Source organism: Paraburkholderia sp. NPDC080076 (assembly GCF_050281145.1).
Taxonomy (GTDB): domain Bacteria; phylum Pseudomonadota; class Gammaproteobacteria; order Burkholderiales; family Burkholderiaceae; genus Paraburkholderia.
In genome coordinates this window covers 374,511-389,432 of record NZ_JBNNWQ010000004.1, presented here as the reverse complement: position 1 = coordinate 389,432, position 14,922 = coordinate 374,511, and the positions used below count along the sequence as shown (strand labels likewise).

At 63.2% G+C, this 14,922-nt stretch carries 10 protein-coding genes; 7 read left to right on the top strand and 3 right to left on the bottom strand.

The features are described 5' to 3' along the window. Positions 1 to 5 precede the first annotated feature (5 nt). The 5 genes from ACQKRQ_RS18750 (at position 6) to galU (ending at position 7,667) form a co-directional block, all read left to right on the top strand. Entirely contained in the window at positions 6 to 887 is an 882-nt protein-coding gene (locus tag ACQKRQ_RS18750; protein ID WP_132373667.1) for a MurR/RpiR family transcriptional regulator, read from the top strand. Further along, positions 880 to 1,908: an inositol 2-dehydrogenase gene (gene iolG / locus ACQKRQ_RS18745; protein ID WP_132373668.1), complete on the top strand. Its 1,029-nt coding sequence runs from the start codon at positions 880 to 882 to the stop codon at positions 1,906 to 1,908. The genes ACQKRQ_RS18750 and iolG overlap by 8 nt, the downstream gene beginning before the upstream one ends. Further along, positions 1,908 to 2,954, top strand: coding sequence for a Gfo/Idh/MocA family oxidoreductase (locus ACQKRQ_RS18740; RefSeq protein ID WP_427479260.1), 1,047 nt, complete (start codon positions 1,908 to 1,910; stop codon positions 2,952 to 2,954). The genes iolG and ACQKRQ_RS18740 overlap by 1 nt, the downstream gene beginning before the upstream one ends. 881 nt (positions 2,955 to 3,835) lie before the next feature. Then, positions 3,836 to 6,715 carry a valine--tRNA ligase gene (locus ACQKRQ_RS18735; protein WP_427478698.1) on the top strand — a complete coding sequence of 960 codons (2,880 nt, stop codon included), beginning with the start codon at positions 3,836 to 3,838 and terminating at the stop codon, positions 6,713 to 6,715. Positions 6,716 to 6,785: 70 nt separating this feature from the next. Continuing rightward, the gene (gene galU, locus ACQKRQ_RS18730) at positions 6,786 to 7,667 is read left to right on the top strand and encodes a UTP--glucose-1-phosphate uridylyltransferase GalU (protein WP_342960359.1); all 882 of its coding nucleotides are present in this window, start codon (positions 6,786 to 6,788) and stop codon (positions 7,665 to 7,667) included. 113 nt (positions 7,668 to 7,780) lie between these two features. On the opposite strand, the gene ACQKRQ_RS18725 is transcribed toward galU, so the two are convergent. Next, a complete protein-coding gene (locus ACQKRQ_RS18725; RefSeq protein WP_427479258.1) occupies positions 7,781 to 8,008 on the bottom strand; it encodes a sulfurtransferase TusA family protein in 228 nt (75 codons plus the stop codon). A gap of 205 nt (positions 8,009 to 8,213) precedes the next feature. Here ACQKRQ_RS18725 and ACQKRQ_RS18720 point away from each other — a divergent pair, with 205 nt between their 5' ends. Then, the gene (locus tag ACQKRQ_RS18720; RefSeq protein ID WP_132373670.1) at positions 8,214 to 10,565 is read left to right on the top strand and encodes a UvrD-helicase domain-containing protein; all 2,352 of its coding nucleotides are present in this window, start codon (positions 8,214 to 8,216) and stop codon (positions 10,563 to 10,565) included. Beyond that, complete coding sequence (locus tag ACQKRQ_RS18715; protein WP_427478695.1) at positions 10,562 to 11,356, top strand: 5'-methylthioadenosine/adenosylhomocysteine nucleosidase; 795 nt, start codon at positions 10,562 to 10,564, stop codon at positions 11,354 to 11,356. Before ACQKRQ_RS18720 ends, ACQKRQ_RS18715 begins: the two co-directional genes overlap by 4 nt. Positions 11,357 to 11,429: 73 nt before the next feature. Here ACQKRQ_RS18715 and ACQKRQ_RS18710 read toward each other — a convergent pair whose 3' ends face one another. Together ACQKRQ_RS18710 and ACQKRQ_RS18705 are read right to left on the bottom strand one after the other, a co-directional pair. Beyond that, on the bottom strand, positions 11,430 to 13,334 hold the full coding sequence (locus ACQKRQ_RS18710; RefSeq protein ID WP_427478691.1) for a propionate--CoA ligase: 1,905 nt from the start codon (positions 13,332 to 13,334) through the stop codon (positions 11,430 to 11,432). Between the two features lie 259 nt (positions 13,335 to 13,593). Then, positions 13,594 to 14,856: an MFS transporter gene (locus ACQKRQ_RS18705; protein WP_132373673.1), complete on the bottom strand. Its 1,263-nt coding sequence runs from the start codon at positions 14,854 to 14,856 to the stop codon at positions 13,594 to 13,596. Positions 14,857 to 14,922 lie beyond the last annotated feature (66 nt).

Here is a 14,922-nt window from a genome sequence, read left to right as displayed (position 1 = left end):
GAGCCATGGCGGAAGAGAGCACCGAGGAATTGCCTAGCGTCGAAGAATTGATGCAGCGCATCGCGGAAAACTACGACGCGTTGCCGCGTCAGTTGAAGAATGTCGCGACCTATATCGAGCAGCATCGCTCCAGTGTGATGGTGGATCGCACCAGCGACATCGCCGCGAGTTGCGGCGTGCATCCGTCCGCCGTGGTGCGTTTTGCGCAGCGCTTCGGTTTTTCCGGTTTCTCCGATCTGCAGGCGGTGTTTCGGCAGGCTTACACGGGTCAGGGCAGTTCGTCGCCGAGCTATCAGCAGCGCATTCGCAAGCTGATTGACGAGAAGCCGGGCGCGCTGTCCGGCGGTTCGGTGGCGCGCGAGTTCATCGCGGCCTCGCGCGGCGGTCTCGAAGAACTGGAGGCGGGGCTCGACGACAAGGAGTTCGACGCCGCCGTGAAGATGCTGCAGCAGGCCGACAACATCTACGTGATCGGCGTGCGGCGCTCGTTTCCGGTGGCGAGCTATATCGTCTACGCGCTGCAGCACACGCCTAAGCGCGTGCACCTGGTGTCCGGTTTCGGCGGCATGTATCGCGAACAGATTCGCAGTGTGAAAAAGGGCGACGTGGTGATCGCGATCAGCTTCGCACCCTATGGTAAAGAGACGCAGTATTGCTTGCGGGTTGCGCATCATCACCAGGCCAGAACGCTGGTTATTACGGATAGCCAACTATCTCCGCTCGCGCGTTATGCAACCACGCAACTGTATGTGAAAGAGGGCAGCGCGTTCGCGTTCCGCTCGCTGACCAGCACGATCTGTTTGTGCCAGGCGTTGTTCATCGCGCTCGCGTACAAGCTCGAATTGAATGTTGAAGAATCCAAAGACACTGGAGGATACGATGACTGATGGGGCAAATCAGGCGGCAAAGACGATCGACGTGGCGGTGTTCGGCGCGGGGCGCATCGGCAAGATTCATGCGGCGAATCTTGCGCGGCAACCGGGCGTGCGGCTCAAGTACGTGGTCGACGTGAATCGTGAGGCCGCCGCGGCGCTTGCGGCCGAGCACGGCGCGCAGGTCGCGGATATCGACGGCGCGATGGGCGATGCGTCGATCGGCGCAACGGTGATCTGTTCGAGCACCGACACGCATGCCGATCTGATCATGCAATCCGCCGCACAGAAGAAGCATGTATTCTGCGAGAAGCCGGTCGATCTGACGCTGGAGCGCGCGCGCGCTTGCGCGGCAGCGGTGGAGCGCGCGGGCGTGGTGTGCATGATTGGTTTTCAGCGGCGCTTCGATCCCACGTTCTCGGCGTTGAAAGCGCGGCTCGACGCCGGCGAGATCGGCACGCCGGAAATGCTGGTGGTGACGAGCCGCGATCCGGGGGCGCCGCCGGTCGAGTACATCAAGCATTCCGGCGGCATTTTCAAGGACATGCTGATTCACGATTTCGACATCTTCCGCTGGATTCTCGACGACGAGGCCGACACGCTGCACGCCACCGGCAGTTGTCTGAGCGACCCGGCGATCGCCGACGCGGGCGATATCGATTCGACCGCGGTGACGATCCGCACGAAGCGCGGCCGCCTGTGCCAGATCAATACCGCACGGCGCGCCGCATACGGTTACGACCAACGCTTCGAAGTGCTGGGCAGCACCGGCATGTTGCAGGCGGGCAATGTGCGGCCCACGGAAGTCACGGCGTATTCGAAAACCGAAGTGTCGAGCGACGTGCCGGAAGCGTTTTTCCTCGAACGTTACCGCGCGGCTTACGCGCATGAAATTGCGCATTTCTTCGATGCGGTGACACATGGCAAACCGGTGCGCACGACCGTCGCCGACGGCTTGAAAGCGCTTGAACTCGCCGAAGCGGCGACGCGCTCGTGGCGCGAGGGCCGCGCGATCAAACTCGGCGAGGCATCGTGATGGCGCCCGCCGCGGCGCGGGTTCGTGTGGGCGTAGTCGGCCTCGGGCGGCTCGGCAAGCGGCACGCGGAGAATCTCGCGTATCGCGTGCCGGGTGCGTCGCTCGTGGCGGCTTGCAGTCCGGTGGAGGAGGAGCGGGCGTGGGCGCGGGAAGTGTTGCCTGCGCCGCGACTGTACGAGGATTACGCGGAGTTGCTGGCTGATCGTGAGGTGGATGCGGTCTGGCTCGTCACGCCGTCTTCGTTGCACGCGCAGCAGATCGTCGACGCGTTGCGGGCCGGCAAGCATGTGTTCTGCGAGAAGCCTTTGTCGCTGGATCTCGCCGAGTGCGAGAGGGTGCTGGCCGAGGCCGCGCGCTATCCGCATTTGCAGGCGACCATCGGTTTCATGCGGCGCTTCGATCCGAGTTACAAGGACGCGTTCGACAAGATCAAAGCCGGCAAGATCGGCCGGCCGTTTCTTGTGCGCTCGCAGACGGCGGATCAGAACGATAGCGATGGTTTTTTTGTGCGTTTCGCGGCGACGTCTGGCGGAATTTTTCTCGATTGCACCGTGCACGATATCGATGTGGCGCGCTGGCTGCTGGGTAAGCCGCGTGCAAAACGCGTGTTTGCCGCGGGCGTTGCCGCGATGCATGAAGGCTTGCGTGAGTTCGGCGATGTCGATAACGGTGTCGCGATCTGCGAGTTCGAAGACGGCAAGCTGGCCATGTTTTATGCGTCGCGGACGCAGGCGCATGGTAATGACACGCATAGCGAAGTGATCGGCACGGCTGGAGCGCTTGCTATTGGGCGTAATCCGCGGGCCAATCGGGTTGAGATTTATGATGCCACCGGGATTCGGAATGAATGTACGGCGAATTTTTTTGATCGTTTCGAGGAGGCGTTTTTGTTTGAGGCTAGGGCGTTTGTTGCGGCGGTGCAGGGGGGGACTGGTTCTTCTTCTGCTGTGCGGGCTGGGGCTTCGCTTGCTGATGCGTTGGAGGCTACGCGGATTGGGGTTGCGTTGCGGGAGTCTTTGTTGAAGGGGGAGGCGGTTGCGTTGTAGGTTTGGGCTGTTGTTCTTTGGGTTTTGGCCTTTCCTTGAATTCTTTGTGGTCTATTGGCGTAGCCCCTGTGCGGGGCGGCACTCCCTTTCTTTGCCGCCGCAAAGAAAGGAAGAAGAAAGCGGCTTCACACCGCCAGCTTGTAAGCGGGGCCCTCGCGCAGCCACGGTAGTGGTGCATCTGGAATCGGTCTTTTCGCACATTCCGCGCTGTGACAAGGGCGTCATACTTCCGGCGGCGCTGCGCGCGCCGTCGAGGTCGTTCAGCAAGTCGACTGTGTTTTGAGCTCGACGTCGTTCAGCAGACCGTCTGCGTTCCGTGCTCGACGAGCCTTCATCGAGACGTTGGCGTTTTTTTCCCCACCTGGCGCGGCTCGCGGCCTTTTTTCGTCCGAGCCATTTCCCGCGCTGGAAGACATTCCCGTGGCGCCTTAAACCCACCGGCCGTTTCGCGGCATCGCCGAGGCGAAGCCGACGGCTCCCACCACGCACACGCACCCACTTGTTTTCAGACCGACCGTTCCGGCGAGCGCGAAGCGCGAAGCGGGAGGTATGACTGCCTTGTCGCAAGCGCTGAATGTGCGAGGTGACCGATTCCAGATGCACCATTGGACCCTCCAAGCCGGGGGACCCGCTTACAGGCTGGCGGTGTGAAGCCGCTTTCTTTGCTTCCTTTCTTTGCGGCGGCAAAGAAAGGGAGTGCCGCCCCGTACAGGGCAACGCTAATAGACCACCAGGAACTCAAGGAAAGGCCACCCCCGAAAGCCCCATCCACCAAAGCGCCGCAGGTAAAAAAGCCACCCGGTCAAATCCCCAAAAATCCCCCACTGCCAGGCGCCGCTTATAATCGACCATTCCCAGCATTCACCAGCCGAACCGACACAATGAGCGAGACCCCGAGCGACACCACCTCCACGCTTGCCAAAAGCTTCGAGCCCCACACCATCGAAGCCCACTGGGGCCCCGAATGGGAAAAGCGCGCCTACGCGACGCCCTCCATCGAGGAAAACCGGAAAGATTTCTCGATCCAGCTGCCGCCGCCGAACGTCACGGGCACCCTCCACATGGGCCATGCCTTCAACCAGACGATCATGGACGGCCTCACCCGCTATCACCGCATGCTCGGTGAAAACACCCTGTGGGTGCCGGGCACGGACCACGCGGGCATCGCCACGCAGATCGTCGTCGAGCGCCAACTGGACGCGCAAGGCGTCTCGCGCCATGACCTCGGCCGTGAAAAGTTCGTCGAACGCGTCTGGGAATGGAAGCAGGAATCCGGCTCGACCATCACGAACCAGGTGCGGCGTTTGGGCGCCTCGATCGACTGGTCGCGCGAATACTTCACGATGGACGACAAAATGTCGGCCGCCGTGCGCGATGTCTTCGTACGCCTGTATGAACAGGGCCTGATCTATCGCGGCAAGCGCCTCGTGAACTGGGACCCGGTGCTGCTCACCGCCGTCTCCGACCTCGAAGTGGTCAGCGAAGAAGAAAACGGCTCGCTCTGGCACATCCAGTACCCGCTCACCGACGGCTCGGGCCATCTGACGGTCGCCACCACGCGCCCGGAAACCATGCTCGGCGACACCGCCGTAATGGTCCACCCGGAGGACGAGCGCTACGCGCACCTGATCGGCAAGACGGTCACGCTGCCGCTGTCGGGCCGCGAAGTGCCGATCATCGCTGACGACTACGTCGACCGCGAATTCGGCACCGGCGTCGTCAAAGTCACGCCCGCGCACGATTTCAACGACTATCAGGTAGGTCTGCGCCACAAGCTGCCGCAAATCGAAATCCTCACGCTCGACGCCAAAATCAACGAGAACGCGCCGGAAAAATACCGCGGTCTCGACCGCTTCGAAGCCCGCAAGCAGGTGGTGGCCGACCTCGAAGCGCTCGGCGTGCTCGAATCGGTCAAGCCGCACAAGCTGATGGTGCCGCGCGGCGACCGTACCGGCGTCGTCATCGAGCCGATGCTGACGGACCAATGGTTCGTCGCGATGAGCAAGCCGGCGCCGGAAGGCACCTTCAATCCGGGCAAATCGATCGCCGAAACGGCGCTCGACGTGGTTCGCGGCGGCGAAATCAAGTTCGTGCCGGAAAACTGGACCACCACCTACTACCAGTGGCTCGAGAACATTCAGGACTGGTGCATCTCGCGCCAGCTCTGGTGGGGCCATCAGATCCCGGCGTGGTATGGCGAAAACGGCGAAATCTTCGTGGCGAAGACCGAAGAGGACGCGCGCGCCAAGGCCGCGGCGGCCGGCTACACGGGCGCGCTCAAGCGCGACGAAGACGTGCTCGACACGTGGTTCTCGTCTGCTCTGGTGCCGTTCTCGTCGCTCGGCTGGCCGAATGAAACGCAGGAACTGAAGCACTTCCTGCCGTCGTCGGTGCTGGTCACCGGCTTCGACATCATCTTCTTCTGGGTCGCGCGCATGGTCATGATGACCACGCACTTCACCGGCCAGGTGCCGTTCGACACGGTGTACGTGCACGGACTCGTACGCGACGCCGAAGGCCAGAAGATGTCGAAGAGCAAGGGCAATACGCTCGATCCGATCGATATCGTCGACGGCATCGGCCTCGACGCGCTGGTCGCCAAGCGCACCACCGGCCTGATGAATCCGAAACAGGCCGTGTCGATCGAAAAGAAAACCCGTAAGGAATTCCCCGACGGCATCCCCGCGTTCGGCACCGACGCATTGCGCTTCACGATGGCCTCGATGGCCACGCTCGGACGCAACGTCAACTTCGATCTGGCGCGCTGCGAAGGCTACCGCAACTTCTGCAACAAGCTGTGGAATGCCACCCGTTTCGTGCTGATGAACTGCGAAGGCCACGATTGCGGCTTCGGCAAGCCGGAACAATGTGGCGAATGCGGTCCGGACGGACATCTGCATTTCTCGCAGGCCGACTTCTGGATCGTTTCACGTCTGCAGCGCGTGGAAGCGGAAATCGCCAAGGGTTTCGCCGATTATCGTTTTGACAATGTGGCCAACGCCCTATACAAGTTCGTATGGGACGAATACTGTGACTGGTATCTCGAACTCGCCAAAGTTCAGATCCAGACGGGTCAGCCGAACCAGCAGCGCGCAACACGCCGCACGCTGCTGCGCGTGCTCGAGACGGTGCTGCGACTGGCGCATCCGGTGATTCCGTTCATCACCGAGGCGCTGTGGCAAAAGGTGGCGCCGCTGGCCGGGCGTTATCCCGAGGGCAAAGCCGAGGGCGAAGCGTCCATCATGGTGCAGCCTTACCCCGTTGCCGAACCGTCGAAAATCGATGAAGACGCGGAGCAGTGGGCAGCCGACCTGAAAGCGGTGATCGATGCGTGCCGGAATCTGCGTGGCGAAATGAATCTGTCGCCGGCGGTCAAGGTGCCGTTGCTCGCTACCGGCAATGCGGAGCGCCTGCGCACGTTTGCTCCGTACGCCCAGGCGTTGGCCCGTTTGTCCGAAGTTCAGATCATTGCCGACGAGGCAAGCCTGGACGCGCAGGCAGATGGCGCGCCAATTGCTATCGTAGGGAACGACAAGCTCGTGCTGAAGGTCGAAATCGACGTGGCAGTGGAGCGGGAGCGGTTGTCGAAGGAGATTGCACGGTTGAGCACGGAAATCATCAAGTGCAACGGCAAATTGCAGAATGAAAGTTTTGTTGCAAAGGCACCGCCGGCAGTCGTTGAGCAGGAGCAGAAAAGACTGGCAGAATTCGAAGCGACGGTGGGCAAGCTGAAAGCCCAGCTGGCGCGCTTGCCGGTCTGATCATGCTCCGTGTCCGCCCCAAGAGGCGGGCAAGGACCGATAGCTAATCCAGAGGATTCAGGGTAATCACATGCTAAAAGTTACAAAGGCGGTTTTTCCGGTAGCAGGTCTTGGCACCCGGTTCCTCCCTGCCACGAAGGCTAGCCCGAAAGAGATGCTCCCGATTGTCGACAAGCCACTGATCCAGTACGCGGTCGAAGAGGCGATGGCAGCCGGCATCACCGAAATGATCTTCGTCACGGGCCGCAGCAAGCGCGCGATCGAGGACCACTTCGATAAGTCATATGAAATCGAGGCGGAACTCGAGGCGCGCGGCAAGGACAAGCTGCTCGAACTGGTGCGCAGCATCAAGCCGAGCCATGTGGACTGCTTCTACGTGCGTCAGCCGGAAGCGCTGGGTTTGGGCCACGCGGTGATGTGCGCCGAAAAGCTGGTGGGCGACAATCCGTTCGCCGTCATCCTCGCGGACGACTTGCTGTACGGCACGCCGCCCGTCATGACGCAGATGATCGAGGTGTTCGACCACTATCACAGCTCGGTGATCGGCGTCGAAGAGATTCCGGCTCAGGAAACCAAGTCGTACGGCATTGTCGACGGCAAGGAGTGGGAAGACTCGATCATCAAGATGTCGGGCATCGTCGAAAAGCCGGAGCCGAGCTTGGCGCCGTCGAATCTCGGCGTGGTCGGCCGGTATGTGCTGAAGCCGCGCATCTTCGAACATCTGCGCGCGCTGAAGCCGGGCGCGGGCGGCGAATTGCAGCTGACCGACGCGATCCAGTCGCTTCTGGCCGACGAGCAGGTGCTGGCGTACAAGTATCACGGCACGCGTTTCGACTGCGGCAGCAAGCTGGGTTATCTGAAGGCGACGGTCGAGTTCGCCTTGCGTCACCCGGAAGTGGCCGCCGATTTCGAAGAGTATCTGCGTACTCGTTCGCCGGTGCTGGAAGGTTGAGCGGGCTTCTGCCGCCAGCATTCCGGAAGCGTTGAACCGAAGTAAGAGGCGCTGTGCCCGCGAACGCGGGGCACAGCGCCTTTTTTGTTGGAGCGTGAATCAGGACACGGGCTTCAGCGACGCCTCATCAGGAAGGTGAAGACCTTGTCGTGCGCGGAGCTTTCGACGATTTCATTGCCGGTTTGCCTGGCAAACGCGGCGAAATCGCGCTGTGAGCCTGGATCGGTGGCGAGCACCTTGAGAATCTGGCCGCTTTCCATGTCGGCGAGCGCCTTCTTGGCGCGCAAAATGGGCAGCGGGCACATGAGCCCGCGTGCATCGACTTCCTTGTGAATCTGAATTTGCATCGACGACGACCTTCGGGGACTGGGCGTCTGTTTTGACGCCGAAGAGTCAAATTCTACCGCAGGCTTAGCGTGGTTGCCCGGGCGGCGGTTTTCTTGGGGTGTCGGCCTTTCCTTGAGTCGATGATGGTCTATCGGCCCCCAAAAACCCTACCCTCTCCGGGGCATATAATGTCGAACGAACTGCCGCCCCTCCCAAAAAATGCCCGATCTGCTAGCCAATCTAAACCCCGAACAACACGCCGCCGTCACGCTCCCCAACGAGCCCGCGCTCATTCTCGCCGGCGCGGGCAGCGGCAAGACCCGCGTTCTGATCACGCGCATTGCGTGGCTCATCCAGCATGGACTGGCGTCGCCCGCCACGATTCTGGCGGTGACCTTCACCAACAAAGCGGCCCGCGAAATGATGTCGCGTTTGTCGGCGCTCCTGCCGATCGACACGCGCGGCATGTGGATCGGCACCTTCCACGGTCTGTGTAACCGCATGCTGCGCGCGCATCATCGCGACGCGGGCTTGCCGGCCACCTTCCAGATTCTCGATACCGCCGACCAGCTGTCCGCGATCAAGCGTCTGATGAAGGGCCTCAACATCGACGACGAAAAGTACCCGGCGAAAAATCTCCAGTACTTCATCAACAACGCGAAGGAACAAGGCCTGCGGCCGAAAGACGTCGACGCCACCGACAACTTCAACCGCAAATTCGTCGAACTCTACGAAGCCTACGACCAGCAATGCCAGCGCGAAGGCGTGGTCGACTTTCCGGAACTGCTGCTGCGCTGCTACGAACTGCTCGCGCACAATCCGCCGCTGCGCGCCCACTACCAGGCGCGCTTCAAGCACATTCTGGTCGACGAGTTCCAGGACACCAACAAGCTGCAGTACGCATGGCTCAAGCTGCTGGCGGGGCAGACCAACTCGATTTTCGCCGTCGGCGACGACGACCAGTCGATCTACGCGTTCCGCGGCGCGAACGTCGGCAATATGCGCGACTTCGAGCACGAGTTCAGCGTCCGCCATCTGATCAAACTCGAGCAGAATTACCGCTCGCACGGCCATATTCTCGACGCCGCCAATCAGCTCATCGCCAACAACTCGCGCCGTCTGGGCAAGAATCTGCGGACCGACGCGGGTCACGGTGAACCGGTTCGCGTGTATGAATCCGCGACCGATTCGCAGGAAGCCGGCTGGATCGTCGAGGAAATCAAGGCGCTGATCAGCACTGGCACGTCGCGCAGCGAAGTGGCGATTCTTTACCGCAGCAACGCGCAGTCGCGCACGATCGAACACACGCTGGTCAACGCGGGCATCGCGTACCGCGTGTACGGCGGCTTGCGCTTTTTCGAGCGCCAGGAAGTCAAGCACGCGCTCGCCTATCTGCGCCTGATCGACAATCCGAACGACGACACCGCGTTCGCCCGCGTCGTCAATTTCCCGACGCGCGGCATCGGCGCGCGCTCCATCGAGCAACTCGCGGACGCGGCGCGTCTGTACAACTGTTCAATGGCCGCGGCGATTCCGTATGTGGCGGGCAAGGCGGGTTCGAGCCTTGCGGGCTTCGCGAACCTGATCGGCAAGATGCGCGCGGAAACGCAGCAGATGAGCCTGCCGGAAACCGTCGAATACGTGGTTCGCACGAGCGGTCTCGCGGAGTTCTATCAGAACGAGCGCGAAGGCCAGGACCGGCTGGAAAACTTGCAGGAACTGGTCAACGCGGCCGCCGCGTTCGTCAGCGAAGAGGGCTACGGCATGGACACGCCGGCGCGTTCCATTCCACTGCGGCCGGGCGCGACCGCCGCGCCCGAACTGGCCGTCGCCACCGACGATCCGAACACCGTCGTGCTCGACGCGCCCGGCATCGCCGATCCGGCGCAAAACCCGGACACGATGACGCCGCTCGCCGGTTTCCTGTCGCACGCATCGCTCGAAGCGGGCGACAACCAGGCGCAAGCCGGCCAGGAAGCCGTGCAACTAATGACGGTGCACGCCGCCAAGGGCCTCGAGTTCACGGCGGTGTTCATCACCGGTCTGGAAGAGGGGCTGTTCCCGCACGAAAACAGCGCGATGGAGTCGGACGGTCTGGAAGAGGAACGCCGCCTGATGTACGTGGCGATCACACGGGCCAAGGAGCGGCTGTATCTGTCGTTCGCGCAAAGCCGCATGCTGCACGGCCAGACGCGTTACAACATCCGCTCGCGTTTCTTCGACGAACTGCCGCAGGAAACGCTCAAGTGGCTTACGCCGAAGGTCGAGGCGGGCGCGCGCTGGGGCGGCCGTTCGGACAACGCGGGTTATGGGCGCGACTGGTTCGCGCGGCCGGGTTATACGGGGGCCGCGTCGTCGACGCCGGCGCCGTTGCCCGCGTTCGCGAACGAACAGCGTGCGGCGGAAACGGGTTTCCGCGTCGGCCAGCAAGTGTTCCACACCAAGTTCGGCGAGGGCACGATCACCGCGCTCGAAGGCGGCGGCACCGATGCGAAGGCGCAGGTCAAATTCAAGCGGCACGGCGAGAAGTGGCTGGCGTTGGCGGTTGCTAAATTGCAGGCGGTGGAATGAGCGGGGCGAATGCTGCCGTGCCGGTGTCACATCGGCCGCTCGGGATTCTGGCGGCATTGCCGCAAGAACTCGGCGATCTGATCGAAGCGATGCGCGCCGAGTCGGGCGTGCGCACCATCACGCATGGTCAGCGGGACTATCACCTCGGCACCGTCCACGGCGCGCCGTGCGTCGTGACGCTGGCGCGCGTCGGCAAGGTCGCGGCGGCGGCCACGGTCAGCGCGCTGATCCATGCATTCGACGTGGAAGCGATCGTCTTCACCGGTGTGGCCGGCGGTGTGGGGAGCGAGGTGCGGGTGGGTGACATCGTCGTCGCCGACGCGCTGCTGCAGCACGATCTCGACGCGTCGCCGCTGTTTCCGCGTTTCGAGGTGCCATTGCTGGGCATCTCGCGATTCGACGCCGATGCGACGCTCGCCGATCAGCTCGCCGCAGCCTGTGAGCGCTTCGTCACGGAGGAGGGCGCGGCTTCGGCGGCGCGTTTCGGCACGCGCGAGCCGCGTGTGCATCGCGGTTTGATCATCAGCGGCGATCAGTTCGTGGCTAGCGCGGCGGGCGTGCAGGCGTTGCGCGACGCGCTGCCGGATGCGCTCGCCGTGGAGATGGAAGGCGCGGCGATCGCGCAGGTCTGCTACGAGTACGGCGTGCCGTGCGCGGTCGTGCGTACCGTCTCGGATACCGCCGACGATCACGCGCCCGAGTCTTTCGTGTCGTTTCTCACGGACATCGCCGGGACGTATTCGAACGCGATTTTGACGCGGTTTTTAGAAGCGCGCAGTTCGACGGCCTGACTGCCGGCGTCGAGGGGCGCGTGTCGACGCATTCACTACGACACGCGCTTTAGCCACGCCGCCACTTTGCAAACTACTTCTCCCCACCGTCACTCAACGCCTCGCGCACCTGCTGCAACGCCGCCGGATCTTCAATGGTCGGCAGATCGCCTGGCTCGCGTCCTTCCGCGAGCGCCGCGATCGCGCGGCGCAGCAGCTTGCCGGAGCGCGTCTTCGGCAGCATCGACACCACCACAACCCGTGACGGCCGCGCAATCGCACCAAGCTGGCGATCCACCGTCGCCGTGAGTTCGGCTTCCAGCTTGCTGCGCTTCTTCTTGTCCGCGTAGGCCTGCGCGTCGCGCAGCACCACGAAGGCCATCGCAGCCTGACCCTTCAACGGATCCGTCACGCCGACCACCGCCACTTCCGCGACGGCTGTGTGGCTCGACAACGCTTCCTCGATCTCGCGCGTGCCGAGCCGGTGTCCGGCGACATTGATCACGTCATCCGTACGGCCGAGGATCGTCACGTAACCGTCCTCGTCCTGCACGCCCCAGTCGAAGGTCGAATAGACCTGCTGGTTCGGAATGCTCGACCAGTACGTGCTGACGAAACGCTTGTCGTCGCCCCATACCGTCGACATGCAGCCCGGCGGCAGCGGATAGTCCAGCGTGAGCACGCCCTTTTCGCCGGGCGGGCAGGGCTCGCCGCTCAGTTCGTTGCGCAAGGTCAGATTGAACCCGGCCGACGGCACGCCCGGCGAGCCGAGCTTGGTGGGCAGCGCCTCGACGCCGCGCGGGATCGCCAGCATCGGCCAGCCGGTCTCGGTCTGCCAGTAGTTGTCGATCACCGGCTTGCCGAGCGCGCCGGCGATCCACGCGGCGGTCGGCTCGTCGAGCGGTTCGCCGGCGAGGAACAGCGCGCGCAGGCTCGACAGATCGGCTTTCTTCAGCAGCGCCGGATCCTGCTTTTTCAGCACGCGTAAGGCGGTCGGCGCGGTGAACATCAGATTGATCCGGTGATGGGCGACGAGGCGCCACCAGATGCCGCCGTCCGGACGGATCGGCGTGCCTTCGTACATGACGGTGGTGAGACCCGCGATCAGCGGCGCGTAGACGATATAGCTGTGGCCGACCACCCAACCCACGTCCGACGCGGTGAACATCACGTCGCCCGCCTTGCCCTGAAAGATGTGTTCCATCGATGCCGCCAGCGCGACCGCGTAGCCGCCGACGTCGCGTTGCACGCCCTTCGGCTTGCCGGTCGTGCCCGACGTGTACAGCACGTAGGACGGCTCGTTCGATTCGAGCCATTCGCACGGCACGTGGGCGTTGAAGAACTGTTCACGCAGTGGTTCGTAGGCGACGAGATAACTGGCGTTGAGCCGCTCGGGCGCGAGTTGCCGGTCGATCAGCAAGACGTGCGGCGTTTTGTGCTTCGCGCGGGCGAGCGCTTCGTCCATCAGCGGCGTGTAGTCGATCACCTTGCCGCCGCGCGCGCCGGCGTCGGCGGTGACGATCAGCACGGGCTTCGCGTCGTCGATGCGGGCCGCGAGATTCGGCGCCGCGAAGCCGCCGAACACCACCGAGTGAATCGCGCCGAGGCGCGCGCAGGCGAGCATCGCGAACAGGGCCTCGGGGATCATCGGCAGATAGAGCAGCACCACGTCGCCGCGCTTCACGCCGAGCGAGCGCATGACCGCGGCCATCCGATTGATCTCGCCGTAAAGCTCGGCGTAGGTGTAGCGGCGCTCGATGCCGGTTTCCGTCGAGACATACACCAGCGCGTTCTGCTGCGCGCGCTCAGCCAGATGACGATCCACCGCGTTATGGCACAGGTTCGTGCGGCCGCCGACGAACCAGCGCGCGAACGGCGGATTCGACCGGTCGAGCACGGTGTCGAACGGCGTTTGCCAATGGATGCGCCGCGCCTCGTCGCGCCAGAATGCCTCGGGGTCTTCGATCGAACGGCGGTGGAAGTCGCGATAGCTTGTCATCTGCGGCGATCCTTCTGCTGCGTGAGTGAACGGATGTCGGGTCGTGCGGCCGCGTGACGCGGCGCGAGAGCAGGGCGTGTGTCCGCACAAGCATAGAGCAGGCGTGGCTCGGCGGACAACGCGGGTTCACCATGAGCGATGCGGGGCGCCGTCCGGCGCGGCGATGAGCCGCACACGCCGCGCTCGCCAGGTTCGCGCAAAGACAAAGAAAAAGGCGCCGAAGCGCCTTTCTCTCATCAGACCCGCGATCGCACGGCCATCACGCCTTTGCGCGCTTGCCTTCCACATCCGGCAGGAACACCGTCAACACGCCGATCAGCGGCAGGAACGAGCAGACCTTGTACACGTACGTGATGCTGGTGGCGTCGGCCAATTGCCCGAGGACCGCCGCGCCGATCCCGCCCAAGCCGAACGCAAAGCCGAAGAAGAGGCCCGCGACCATGCCCACCTTGCCGGGGATCAACTCCTGCGCGTACACGAGGATCGCCGAGAACGCCGAAGCCAGCACCACGCCAATGATCACCGTCAGCACGCCGGTCCAGAACAGGTTGGCGTACGGCAGCAGCAGCGTGAACGGCGCCACGCCGAGAATCGACACCCAAATCACGTACTTGCGGCCGATCTTGTCGCCGATCGGGCCGCCGATCATCGTGCCCGCCGCGACGGCCGCGAGGAACACGAACAGATGGACCTGCGCCGCCTGGACCGGCAGATGGAACTTGTCGATCAGATAGAACGTGAAGTAGCTGTTGATGCTGGCCAGATAGAAATACTTCGAGAACACCAGCAGGATCAGCACGCCCATCGCGAACATGACCTTGTTGCGCGACAGCGTGGCGTGACCGGCGACGCTGCGCGCCTTCTTCACCGACGGATGCTGCTTGTACCAGCGGCCGATCTGCGTCAGCACGACGATCGCGACGAGCGCCGCCACCGAGAACCACGCGATGCTGCGCTGGCCGTGCGGAATCACGATCAATGCGGCGAGCAGCGGCCCGAGCGACGAACCCGCATTGCCGCCCACCTGGAACAGCGACTGCGCCAGCCCGTGACGGCCGCCCGACGCCATGCGCGCAACCCGTGACGATTCCGGATGGAACACCGACGAACCGCAGCCGACCAGCGCCGCCGCCACCAGCAGCACGCCGAAGTTGGGCGCGACCGACATCAGCAGCAGACCCGCGAGCGTGAAGCCCATGCCGACGGGCAGCGAATAGGGCTTCGGATGCTTGTCCGTATAAGTGCCGACGAGCGGCTGCAGCAGCGACGCGGTGATCTGGTAAGTCAGCGTGATCAGGCCGATCTGGCCGAACGACAACGAGAAGTTGTCTTTCAGCATCGGATAGATCGCTAGGATCAACGACTGGATCATGTCGTTGAGCAGGTGCGAGAAGCTGATCGCGCCGAGCACGGAGTACACCGTGCGCTGCACTTTGGCGGCGGGTTGCGCGGCAGTGGCCGCGCCGGTTCCCGTTCCGGCTGGCGCGCCGGCGAGGGCGCTTTTATCGAGGCTCGTTTCCATACGCTAGATGAGAGAGAAGAAAGAGGGATCTGAAGCCGCCGGGCGCTATTCGAGCAACGTTTTCAG

What these genes read in the sequence shown, in the direction of transcription:
- ACQKRQ_RS18750 (WP_132373667.1), top strand. Translation starts at nt 6, where the DNA reads ATGGCGGAAGAGAGCACCGAGGAATTGCCTAGCGTCGAAGAATTGATG.
- iolG (WP_132373668.1), top strand. Translation starts at nt 880, where the DNA reads ATGACTGATGGGGCAAATCAGGCGGCAAAGACGATCGACGTGGCGGTG.
- ACQKRQ_RS18740 (WP_427479260.1), top strand. Translation starts at nt 1,908, where the DNA reads ATGGCGCCCGCCGCGGCGCGGGTTCGTGTGGGCGTAGTCGGCCTCGGG.
- ACQKRQ_RS18735 (WP_427478698.1), top strand. Translation starts at nt 3,836, where the DNA reads ATGAGCGAGACCCCGAGCGACACCACCTCCACGCTTGCCAAAAGCTTC.
- galU (WP_342960359.1), top strand. Translation starts at nt 6,786, where the DNA reads ATGCTAAAAGTTACAAAGGCGGTTTTTCCGGTAGCAGGTCTTGGCACC.
- ACQKRQ_RS18720 (WP_132373670.1), top strand. Translation starts at nt 8,214, where the DNA reads ATGCCCGATCTGCTAGCCAATCTAAACCCCGAACAACACGCCGCCGTC.
- ACQKRQ_RS18715 (WP_427478695.1), top strand. Translation starts at nt 10,562, where the DNA reads ATGAGCGGGGCGAATGCTGCCGTGCCGGTGTCACATCGGCCGCTCGGG.
- ACQKRQ_RS18710 (WP_427478691.1), bottom strand. Translation starts at nt 13,334, where the DNA reads ATGACAAGCTATCGCGACTTCCACCGCCGTTCGATCGAAGACCCCGAG.
- ACQKRQ_RS18705 (WP_132373673.1), bottom strand. Translation starts at nt 14,856, where the DNA reads ATGGAAACGAGCCTCGATAAAAGCGCCCTCGCCGGCGCGCCAGCCGGA.